The organism is Lysinibacillus sp. NPDC093190, from assembly GCF_050280425.1.
In the GTDB taxonomy this organism is placed as follows: Bacteria; Bacillota; Bacilli; order Bacillales_A; family Planococcaceae; genus Lysinibacillus.
On sequence record NZ_JBNNVG010000048.1, the window covers coordinates 16265 to 27619 of the forward strand.

Sequence of the window (11355 nt, forward strand, 5' to 3'; positions counted from 1 at the left end):
TGACGATTAAAATGTTTTTTCCTACAACTACAGCTAATTAAATATATAGTATATAGTCTTAAACACAATGCAAAAACTATTCTCTATTCTAAATGGCGCAAAGGCAAAATTGGAAGTGCATAATCTGTTTTAGAAATGTCTATACTTTAAGTAGTAAGTTGCTTAAAGGAGGATGATTTGGAGATGTCAGTTCGCTATCGATGTCGGCATTGTGAAGTAGAAATAGGAACACTACCATTTGATGCAGATGATACAATTCGAAAACTACATATTTTCGAATTGGGTGAGGCGGATGATTATGTTGAGCAAGATCAGCATGGTCACACGACGGTGCACTGCATTTGTGAGCAATGTGAGGATTCGCTGAAACAATATCCAGATTATCACGCACTCAATAAATGGATTCAATAATTGGAAGGATGCTTTGGCGCACATCACGTGCGTTCAAAGCTTTTTCCATTGATAGATATAAAATAAAGATGCGTATTATAGTACTAGATTACTAGTAATGGCGAATAGAATTATGCGCTGAAAGGAGCTTTTGACATTGGAAGTTTTACGACAGCTTGTGATGCAGGACAAACATATCACATCATTTTTACAGGAAATTCAGAGCGGTCATTCTGCAGCACAGCTTATTACAGGATTAAATGGAAGCGCGCGCCCGGTAATGGTCGATGCGTTATTTGAATATGTAAAAAAACCTATTTATATTGTATCTCCTAATCTATTGCAGGCACAAAAAATGGTTGACGAGTTGGCAGGACTTTTAGGTGAGGAGCATGTTCATTATTATCCTGCGGATGAGTTTATTGCTGCCGATTTGTCTGTTGCCTCCCCAGAGTTACGTGCTGAGCGTATCGCAACACTTGATTGCCTAGCTAGAGGTGAAAAAGCTGTCTATGTGATACCAATTGCGGGCTTACGCAAAATGATGCAACCTAAAGAGCATTGGCTACAGTATTTTTTACAAATAGCAGTAGGCGAAGATATTCAAATTGATGAATGGCTACAAACATTAGTAGAGATGGGATACGTACGTAATTCGATGGTGACAACACCTGGAGAGTTTGCGTTACGAGGTGGCATATTAGATATTTATCCACCATATTTAGAGGCGCCGATTCGTATAGAATTATTTGATACGGAAGTGGACTCGATTCGAACGTTCTCCGCGGACGACCAACGTTCCATTGATAAATTGCAGAAGATTCGTATCCTACCTGCATCAGAAGTTATTTTGACAAAGGAAGAAAGAATGGCGTTGGCAGGTCGTTTAGAAGCTGCGTTAGCGACAAGCTTAAAGAAAGTCAGAAAGCAGGAGATTAAGGAGTTGCTGTATCAGCATATTCAATATGATATTGAATTGTTGCAGCAAGGGAATTTACCAGACTACGTAAATAAGTATGGTTCATTACTGTATGAGAAAACAGCATATTTAGGAGATTATTTTGCACATGATGGCATTGTGCTGTTTGATGAGCTCGGACGTATTCAGGAGGTTATGGATGCCTGGGAGCGTGAAGAGGATGAATGGTTCTTATCACTAATTGAAGAAGGGAAAATGGTGCATGATGTAAAGCCAGCTTTCTCTTTGAAAGAAATTCTAGCAATGCTGTCTCAGCAAAAACTATATTTCTCATTATTTTCTCGAACATTTGCGGGTATATCCTTTAATAAGACGACGAACTTTTCTTGTAAGCCAATGCAGCAATTTCATGGCCAAATGTCATTATTACAAAGTGAGGTTGAACGCTGGCTACTTGGTAAATTTACAGTACTAATTGTTGCGAGAGATAAAGATCGTGTTAAGCGTGTACAGCAAATGCTTGAAGAATATGATATTCATACAACAATTGGTCATCCGACAGAAGCGGGTATTTATATTGTGGATGGATCACTATCTAGTGGCTTTGAATTACCACTACAACGATTGGTGATTGTCACAGAGGATGAGCTATTTAAACAACAGGCGAAGAAAAAAGCACGTCCTCAAAAGATGACGAACGCAGAACGTATTAAAAGCTATACGGAAATTAAACCTGGCGACTATGTTGTTCATGTCCATCACGGTATTGGGAAATATATAGGTTTAGAAACATTAGATGTAAATGGAACACATAAGGATTACTTACACATTCGATACCGCGCAGATGATAAGTTATATGTTCCAGTAGAGCAAATAGATTTAATCCAAAAATATGTAGCATCTGAAGATCGAGAACCAAAGCTACATAAATTAGGTGGAGCAGAGTGGAAAAAAGCTAAAGCAAAGGTATCCTCTGCTGTGCAAGATATTGCTGATGATTTAATTAAACTGTATGCGAAACGTGAAGCAGAGAAGGGTCATGCATTCGCGATTGACAACGACGATCAGCGCAATTTTGAGGCTTCTTTCCCTTATGAAGAAACAGAAGATCAGCTACGTTCGATTATCGAAGTAAAACGTGATATGGAGCGTGAGCGTCCAATGGACCGTCTTGTGTGTGGAGACGTAGGGTATGGTAAAACAGAGGTAGCGATTCGTGCTGCCTTTAAAGCAATTCAAGATGGCAAGCAGGTAGCGTTCCTTGTGCCGACAACGATTTTAGCGCAGCAGCATTACGAAACGATTCGTGAGAGATTCCAAGACTTTGCTATTAACGTTGGTCTCTTGTCTCGTTTCCGCACAAAAAAGGAGCAAACAGCGACGTTAAAGGGTTTAAAAGAAGGGCAAGTTGATATTGTCGTTGGAACGCATCGGATTTTATCTAAAGATTTAACATTCCAAGACCTTGGACTGCTGATTGTTGATGAGGAGCAACGTTTTGGTGTAACACATAAGGAAAAAATTAAACAACTAAAGACGAATGTGGATGTATTAACGCTAACGGCAACTCCGATTCCAAGAACACTTCATATGTCGATGGTAGGTGTTCGCGATTTATCGGTAATTGAAACACCGCCGGCAAACCGTTTCCCTGTGCAAACCTACGTAATGGAGCATAGCGGTGCATTAGTGCGGGAAGCTATTGAGAGAGAAATGGCGCGTGGTGGGCAAGTATTCTACTTATACAATCGTGTAGAAGATATGGCTCGCAAGGTTGATGAAATTCAAATGCTTGTCCCAGAAGCGCGTATTGGGCATGCACATGGCAAAATGACAGAATCAGAATTAGAATCTGTCATACTAGCCTTTTTAGAAGGTGACTATGATGTGCTTGTAACGACAACCATTATTGAGACAGGTGTGGATATACCAAACGTTAACACATTGATCGTTCACGATGCTGATCGAATGGGCTTAGCGCAGCTTTATCAATTGCGTGGGCGTGTTGGGCGTTCTAATAGGGTGGCATATGCTTACTTTATGTATCAACGTGATAAAGTTCTTACTGATGTAGCTGAGCAAAGATTGCAGGCGATTAAAGAATTTACAGAGTTAGGTTCAGGATTTAAAATTGCTATGCGTGACTTATCTATTCGTGGTGCTGGTAACCTTCTTGGAGCGCAGCAGCATGGCTTTATTGATTCTGTTGGTTTTGACTTGTATTCACAAATGCTGGAAGAGGCGATTGCTGAGCGCCAAACAGGTGTGAAAAAAGAAGAGAAGCCTGACATTGAAATTTTATTGAGTGTTGATGCGTATATCCCGGATGTATACATTCCTGACGGCTATCAAAAAATTCAAATGTATAAACGTATTAAAGCAATGGATCAAGAGGAGGAGCACAGCGAGATCATGGAGGAATTAGAAGATCGCTTCGGTGATCTTCCAATTGAAACAGAGCGCTTATTGCGAATTGCACGTATGAAGGTATGGGGCTTAGGTGTAGGTGTATTGTCTGTAAAAGAAAAGCAAAAAATCATCACAATACTGTTGTCTGAAGAAGGTACAGGACAAGTTGATGGCAGTAAAATTGTGGAAGAATCCATGAAATTTGAACGTGCTGTCGGTTTTGGTATGGATGGTATGCAATTGAAATTAACAATTGATGAACGAAAATCTGGGAAATATCAACCCTTTGATATTTTAGAAGAAATGATGCATATTATTGCTAACGCTAAAAAATGATAATAGAAGAAAAGCTGATCTTATCTCTCTCGGATAATGATCAGCTTTTTATTGTTGAAAAACAAAAAAATTACAAGGGAATCTTTGTGAATGTTGTGGCGCTTTATCTTCATTGGTTGATTGGACTGTAGACTGTGTGACTCCTTAGAAAGCAACATCACAAATTGAGACACAGGAGCTAGATAGTAGGGAAAATAAGGGTAAAAGTATCACTTTTTATGATAGTTCCTTTGTGACAAACATCCTTTTGCCTTATTGACGTAATGTTAAAAGTTGAATTATTATTATTTCTTGATAAAAATTTTTTATGATTTTTTATAAAAATTATTTTTATGGTTAATCTAAGATAAGTTGATTGAAGGTAAAAATGCTACATTAAAATTATTTGAAGCACAATTGCCTTAGGCTTTTAGGGCTTTTAGGGCTTTTTTGAAAAATATTATTGGGTGTGAAATCCTTTTTCTTCAGTTTTTGCATAGATTGCTTCATAAAAAACCATACTAAAATTGAAAAAAATTTCATTGTAGTGAAAGCGAGGATTAAGAATGAAGGCAACAGGAATTGTTCGTCGTATTGATGATTTAGGGCGTGTGGTTATTCCAAAAGAAATTCGTAGGACGCTGCGTATTCGTGAGGGTGACCCGCTAGAAATTTATACAGACCGTGAAGGTGAAGTCATTTTAAAGAAATATTCTCCAATTAATGATCTAGGGGAATTTGCAAGAGAATATGTAGAAACATTATATGAAACGTTAGGTACTCCAGCATTTGTAACCGATCGAGATGAAGTAATTGCTGTCTCAGGAATCGGTAAGAAAGAGTATATTAATCGTCGTATTACATCCTTTGCGGAAACTTTTATGGACGAGCGTTCAACAAAAATAGAAAAAATGGAAACAACGATCGAGATTGTTCCTGGACAATATGAGCAAGTGAAGTCTTATTGTGCAACGCCTATTATGGTAAACGGTGATCCGATCGGCTGTATTATCGTTTTATCTAAGGTACATTTTATCGGTGAGGTTGAAGTGAAAGTTGCAGAAACAGCTGCTAACTTCTTAGCTAAACAAATGAATAGTTGATGAGAATTGAAAGTTATTGCGCTGACCTTTTAGGTTGAACAATAACTTTTTTTTCGTACATAGTTTTATGGTAGTGCTATCGAGCGCGTCAAACTTTTGAGATATGCTATACTATTGGCATTGTTAAAGAAGGAAAGAGGGCAATTTATGTCGGAACGTTTTGGCATGAAAAGCTACATGAAGGGCGCAGCCTTACTTACAATTGCTGCTCTTGTTGTGAAAGTTCTAAGTGCAATTTATCGTGTGCCTTTTCAAAATCTTGTTGGTGATGAAGGATTTTATATTTATCAGCAGGTGTATCCAGTTATATCTATTTTTGTCGTATGGACAGCTAGTGGATTTGCAGTAGCTATTTCTAAAATGCTTGCAGATAATGATTGTATTTTAGACCCGCTAGAGAGAAATCAGAAACGAAGCGGTATTATGCGTATTGTTTTTCGTTATTTAACAGTACTATCGTTGTTGTTTTTTGTTGCTTTATTTAGTGGTGCTGAAATAATTGCACAGCTCATGGGCGATACTCAACTTGCACCTTTAATACGGACGGGTTCATTTATAGTACTTGTCATGCCAGCTCATGCTATTTTAAAGGGCGGCTTCCAATCAAGAGGCATAATGGAGCCAATTGCTTATGCGCAAGTCCTTGAACAAGCTGTGAGAGTATCTGTCATTATAGCAGGAACATTTATCATTATGAAGACGACAGAATCACTATATAGTGCTGGACAAATGGCTATTATAGGTACAGTTATTGGTGAAATTGTAGGTTTTATATTACTTGTGTTTATCTTTAAAAAACGTTTTGGTCTATTTAATGATAAGAAACAACAGCGACGTATCGAAAGTTTTCCGATTATTAAAGAGGTTACATTGCTGAGTTTAAGTGTAAGCATGAGTGGCCTATTGTTACTTGGTTATCAGCTAGTTGATTCCTTTACAATTTATTCACTATTAATTGAAGGTGGAATGGATCAGACTGTAGCTAAGGCAACAAAAGGTGTTTATGATCGTGGGCAGCCGTTGGTACAGCTCGGAGTTGTCATTGCTTCTTCACTTTCGCTTGCTATTGTGCCTCTTGTCGCGCATATGTCCAAAAAACAGGAAGGTCGTAGTGCGATTCCGTTTATTCAACTAACGTATAAAGCGTCTGTATTATTTGGGTGGGCAGCATCTCTAGGTTTAATACTCGTTATGCCTTATATTAATGCCATGCTCTTTAAAACAGATGCACTGTCGGGAGTACTTATGGTATATGTATTACAAATTGTGCCGTTGTCGATTATTTTGACATTTACAGCTATTTTGCAAGGCTATGGGAAATTAAAAAAGCCGGCTTTATTTTTGATTATAGGTTTCATATTAAAAATAATATTGAATGTGCTGACAATTAATTTATTTGGTGTTTTAGGTGCAGCTATTGCTAACAATGTAGGTCTTTTGTTTACTGCCCTAATGCTTATTTTCTATTTAAAAAGAATGACTGCCATTCAATTAGCGTCAGCGAATTTTTACAAAAAAGTTGGAATTGCATCACTTAGTATGGCAGCTGTAGTGCTAGTTTGGCTACAGTTTATACCATCGTTGTTAAACCAATTTTTATCACCTCGATTTGTCGCAGTGGTAGCAGGTTTTTCAGCCGTGTGTTTAGGAGCGTTTGTAATGATCACAATAATTGCTAAGTTACGAGTACTAGTCGAAAAAGAGTGGTACTTACTACCGTTTGGGCGCAAAATGGCAGTTTATCAATTATGGTTAAATCGAAAGAAGTAGGTGGATTGATTGAATACTTTAACAGTTATTGGTCTGGGTGCGGGTGATTTTAATCAGCTGCAAATGGGTGTCTATAAAAAACTAAAAGCGGCTAGAAAATTATATGTTCGTACAGTGGACCATCCTGTATTAAAAGAATTATCAGCTGAGGGCTTACAATTTGAAAGCTTTGACGCAGTCTATGAAAAACATAATTCGTTCCAGCCTGTATATGAGGAAATTGCAGAAAAGCTTGTGGCTGTTACAGCAAATGAAGATGTTATGTACGCTGTACCGGGGCATCCACTTGTCGCAGAGCAGACTGTACAATTGCTTATTGCCGCTGCGGATGAGGGAAAAGTAAAACTAAAACTAGTCATTGAAGGTGGGCAAAGCTTCTTAGATCCAATATTTGGCGCATTAAAAATCGACCCAATTGAGGGTTTTCAGCTGCTGGATGGCACTAGCTTTTCTATGCATGACATTAACATGCGTCAACATATTTTAATAGCCCAAGTATATGATACATTTAGTGCATCAGAAGTAAAGCTAACGTTAATGGAGAAATACGATGACGAATACCCTATTACAGTCGTTACAGCAGCGGGCTCGTCACAGGAAAAATTAGTGACGGTACCACTTTATGAGCTCGACCAAAGCGTTGAGGTGGACAATTTAACAACGGTATATGTGCCGCCTGTGAAATCACAAGAGGACGCTTTACGAGACTGGACAACTTTCCGTCAAATTATTGCTGTTTTACGAGGTCCGAACGGCTGTCCGTGGGATCAAAAGCAAACACATGAGTCGCTGAAAAAATATTTACTAGAAGAAGCACACGAATATTTGGCAGCGGTAGATGCAGAGGATGACTTTGCGATGATCGAGGAGCTTGGAGATGTACTATTACAAGTATTCCTTCATGCACAAATCGGAGAAGATCAAGGTTACTTTACATTGGAAGATGTATTGGCATCAATAAGTGAAAAAATGATTCGTCGACACCCGCATGTATTTGGAGATGTATCGGTGGAAGATGCTGAGGGTGTTGTAGCAAATTGGGAAGTTATAAAAGCGGAAGAAAAGGGTATAAGTGATAAGCCGCTATTAAAAGAGGAATACCGGGCGTCCTCTGCTCTACAAACAGCATATAATTATCAAAAAAAAGCTGCGAAGGTAGGATTTGATTGGCCTGATGTAGAGGGCGCATGGGACAAGTTTGCGGAGGAATGGCAGGAATTTCGTAATGAGGTGACGAAAGGTACAAATGCGTCACGTCTTGATGAATTTGGAGATGTCTTGTTCACACTTGTGAATTTAGCACGTTTCTACAAGCTATCTCCAGAAGAGGCTATGTTACATGCCAATGAGAAGTTTGCGAGACGCTTTGGCTATGTGGAAGCAAAGGTAAAGGAAAGCGGAAAGCCGTTTTCTGATTATACATTAGAACAATTAGATGCTTTCTGGGATGAAGCAAAGCAGCTAGAAAAGGAGTAAAAATATGCGATTAGATAAATTTTTAAAGGTATCACGTTTAATTAAGCGTCGTACATTAGCGAAAGAAGTAGCAGACCAAGGCCGTATTACGATCAATGGTAAGGTCGCAAAAGCTAGTAGTACTGTTAAAGCGGGCGACGAGCTAGCCATTCGTTTTGGACAAAAAGTTGTGACAGCACGTGTAGAAGAATTACGTGATACTGTGAAAAAAGAAGATGCCGCAAAAATGTTTACTATTTTGAAGGAAGAGCGTCTTGAAAAAGTTGAACCTGAATTTATTGATGACGAGGATTAATTAAACTTAACGGCATCTCATTAACAATAATGTAGGAGACTTCTGAAGTTGTCGCTAGGCTTTTGCTATAAATGTTGGAGATAAAAGTGTAGCAACTTTAATAAAGTTGTCATGCTTTTAAGGTTGTCCGCATAAAGTGAACAGAAGCTAGGACGACTAAAGGAGGAAGAAAATGACGCTACATCAAGAAAGTAACCGTTACACAATTCCATCTGGAGAACATATTTTAACGATTCGTAATCGTAAAAGAATGGACATGACTTCTGTAAAATCAATTGAACGCTTTGATCAGGAAGAGTTTTTCATCAAGACGTCCCAAGGGCATTTGTTAATCCGTGGAGAAGAACTGCATATCGTTCATTTAGATGTTGACAAAGGGTTATTGACGCTTGAAGGAACTGTAAAAACTTTGCAGTACGACGAGGAGGAAAGTGGCTTCTCGAAAGGTTTCCTTCATAAGTTGTTTGGATGATTGTTAGTGAACAATTTGTTCAACTATTAGTCATGGTTTTGAGCGGTATAGCAGTCGGGTTCATTATTGATAGTGTAAGGCTCATTGTTTTTTCAACTCCAAAAAGGTCAAGCCTTCGAAGATGGATGATGGTATTTGAACTACTTACCTGGATTCTGCTCGGAGGCTTGACATACTATTTATTATTTTGGCTAAAAGATGGCGCTTGGCGGGCTTATGACCCGCTAGCGCAAATAGCCGGAATTTTTTTGTATCAAACGTTTTTTCAAACTTTTTTACGTTTCGTCGCAAGAGTTTTGGTGAATATAACATGGAGACCCCTGTGGTTCATCATACGATTAATAAGTGCTATCATTCGACAAATTTTTAAACTCTTAATAAGTATTGGGGCGTTTGTTTTAAGACCTTTTGTCAAAATTTATTCGTATTTGTCCAACACTTTTTTAAAAAAAATTCGATTTATCAAGTATAATAAAAGACAACAATAATTTTCGGGGGTGCGGGCATGACTATACGTCGTTCATCAAATGATGGCCAACAAAACTATACTAAACTTGATAATGACTATGTCCGTAACACGGATAAAGCTATAAATCGTAAAATTCAAGCGCGGAAACGGAAAATGCGCCGTATTGGCTTTTTTGCGATTATACCAGTCGTTATTATTGCCTTTCTCGTAAATATACTTTTTAATCAGAGTGAGACGCTAGCTGCAAAAGAGCAGAAAAAGGTTGAAGCGAAGGAACATCTCTCTGATTTGAAAGAAGTGCGAGATTCGTTAAATCTTAAAATTAAACAGTTAGAGGATGATGAGTATATCGCAAAGCTATTACGCAAAGATTATTTTCTATCCGAAAAAGGTGAAATAATTTTCATTATACCGGACGAAAAAGATAAAAAAGGCGATGTACCTGGGAAAACAGATAAAAAAGACGACATGTCAGAAAAGAAAGGTAAAAAAGACGACTGAAAAGCTATGTATTGTTGACACTATTTTATTGTTATATATAATGAAAAGAGAAACTTATTGCAGTAAAAAGTTTGATTAAATTGATTACATGACTCAAATGAGTCGCTTAATTTTTAAGGAGGAGCATTTTTTTTATGTCAATTGAAGTAGGCAGCAAGGTACAAGGTAAAGTAACAGGAATCACAAATTTTGGAGCATTCGTTGAGCTGCCAGATGGCAAAACAGGCTTAGTACACATCAGTGAAGTTGCTGACAATTATGTAAAAGATATCAATGAGCATCTAAAAGTTGGAGATGAAGTTGAAGTAAAAGTGATGAATGTTGAAGCGGACGGAAAGATCGGTCTTTCAATCCGTAAAGCAAAGCCTCAAGCAGAGAGACCAGAGCGTCCAGCACGCCCGCGTCGCGATAATCGTTCTAATGATCGTAACGATCGTCATCAGCCGAAAGAGAATTTTGAGCAAAAAATGGCACGTTTCTTAAAAGATAGTGATGAGCGCCTAGCAACACTTAAACGTGCTACAGAATCAAAACGCGGTGGTCGCGGAGCTAGAAGAGGGTAGTTTGCTGACTGTTTTAATCGTAGAAAAAGTGTATTAAATAGAGTTGGGATTAGCCTTTTAATAAAGCTAATCCCTTTTTTTAATAATCTTTTCATCGCATCTAGCTATAAGTCATAATAACTTTTCTAGTAGGATCTACGTGTCGTCCTACAACGTGGATGTCGGTCTGTTCTTCTTTTTAGGAGGTGCTTGTTCAGTGAGTGTTGCTGAAGTCTTTTCGGCTGGATTAACAACCATTTTGACGAGTAAAAACACACCATATACACTAACCGCTAAACCGGTGAGGAGTAAAAATATTTGTACAGCAAATGGTAAATTAATAAGAATGGATACGAGAATAATCATAGAGCCACTTCCACAAATTAAAGCAGCTTTAGTTAATGAACTCAAAGGGAATAAACCTCCTAGTCAACACGCTCTTTTCATTATTAGTATGCCATATTTTTCAGCTCATCACCATAACGTGGGGGTGATTTTCGTTTTGATTGGGCGCTTTCCAAGGAGCTTCCGATGAGCCGCTAGGAGCAACAATTATTTTGTGTGCGAAAGCGAAGCGACAGCAACAACGGGGTTTTGTCTGTGCGAAAGCGAAGCGACAGCAACAACGGGGTTTTGTCTGTGCGAAAGCGAAGCGACAGCAACAACGGGGTTTTGTCTGTGCGAAAGCGAAGCG

The 11355-nt window shown here is 38.4% G+C and carries 12 protein-coding genes; 11 read left to right on the forward strand and 1 reads right to left on the reverse strand.

Annotation, left to right across the window (positions count from 1 at the left end; all coding sequences use genetic code 11):
* Positions 1–183 precede the first annotated feature (183 nt).
* From ACQKOF_RS23705 to ACQKOF_RS23750, 10 genes are all read left to right on the forward strand, one after another.
* Positions 184–411: an anti-sigma-F factor Fin gene (locus ACQKOF_RS23705; RefSeq protein WP_370047883.1), complete on the forward strand. Its 228-nt coding sequence runs from the start codon at positions 184–186 to the stop codon at positions 409–411.
* A gap of 136 nt (positions 412–547) precedes the next feature.
* Complete coding sequence (gene mfd, locus ACQKOF_RS23710; RefSeq protein ID WP_427562524.1) at positions 548–4054, forward strand: transcription-repair coupling factor; 3507 nt, start codon at positions 548–550, stop codon at positions 4052–4054.
* 545 nt (positions 4055–4599) lie between these two features.
* The gene (spoVT, locus tag ACQKOF_RS23715; RefSeq protein WP_370047881.1) at positions 4600–5136 is read left to right on the forward strand and encodes a stage V sporulation protein T; all 537 of its coding nucleotides are present in this window, start codon (positions 4600–4602) and stop codon (positions 5134–5136) included.
* 147 nt (positions 5137–5283) lie between these two features.
* Entirely contained in the window at positions 5284–6906 is a 1623-nt protein-coding gene (locus tag ACQKOF_RS23720) for a putative polysaccharide biosynthesis protein (protein WP_427562527.1), read from the forward strand.
* Between the two features lie 9 nt (positions 6907–6915).
* Positions 6916–8382 carry a nucleoside triphosphate pyrophosphohydrolase gene (mazG, locus tag ACQKOF_RS23725; protein ID WP_427562530.1) on the forward strand — a complete coding sequence of 489 codons (1467 nt, stop codon included), beginning with the start codon at positions 6916–6918 and terminating at the stop codon, positions 8380–8382.
* Between the two features lie 4 nt (positions 8383–8386).
* Positions 8387–8677, forward strand: a complete 291-nt coding sequence (locus ACQKOF_RS23730; protein ID WP_053485331.1) for an RNA-binding S4 domain-containing protein — start codon at positions 8387–8389, stop codon at positions 8675–8677.
* A gap of 172 nt (positions 8678–8849) precedes the next feature.
* Complete coding sequence (gene yabP, locus ACQKOF_RS23735; RefSeq protein ID WP_004229167.1) at positions 8850–9149, forward strand: sporulation protein YabP; 300 nt, start codon at positions 8850–8852, stop codon at positions 9147–9149.
* On the forward strand, positions 9146–9637 hold the full coding sequence (gene yabQ / locus ACQKOF_RS23740; RefSeq protein ID WP_370047875.1) for a spore cortex biosynthesis protein YabQ: 492 nt from the start codon (positions 9146–9148) through the stop codon (positions 9635–9637). The genes yabP and yabQ overlap by 4 nt, the downstream gene beginning before the upstream one ends.
* A gap of 17 nt (positions 9638–9654) precedes the next feature.
* A complete protein-coding gene (locus tag ACQKOF_RS23745; RefSeq protein WP_427562534.1) occupies positions 9655–10119 on the forward strand; it encodes an FtsB family cell division protein in 465 nt (154 codons plus the stop codon).
* Positions 10120–10253: 134 nt separating this feature from the next.
* Positions 10254–10682, forward strand: a complete 429-nt coding sequence (locus ACQKOF_RS23750; RefSeq protein WP_036215142.1) for a S1 domain-containing RNA-binding protein — start codon at positions 10254–10256, stop codon at positions 10680–10682.
* A gap of 147 nt (positions 10683–10829) precedes the next feature.
* Here ACQKOF_RS23750 and ACQKOF_RS23755 read toward each other — a convergent pair whose 3' ends face one another.
* Positions 10830–11072 carry a hypothetical protein gene (locus ACQKOF_RS23755; RefSeq protein ID WP_427562538.1) on the reverse strand — a complete coding sequence of 81 codons (243 nt, stop codon included), beginning with the start codon at positions 11070–11072 and terminating at the stop codon, positions 10830–10832.
* Positions 11073–11167: 95 nt separating this feature from the next.
* Here ACQKOF_RS23755 and ACQKOF_RS23760 point away from each other — a divergent pair.
* Positions 11168–11355: hypothetical protein (locus tag ACQKOF_RS23760; RefSeq protein ID WP_427562541.1), on the forward strand; the 188-nt coding region annotated here is incomplete at its 3' end.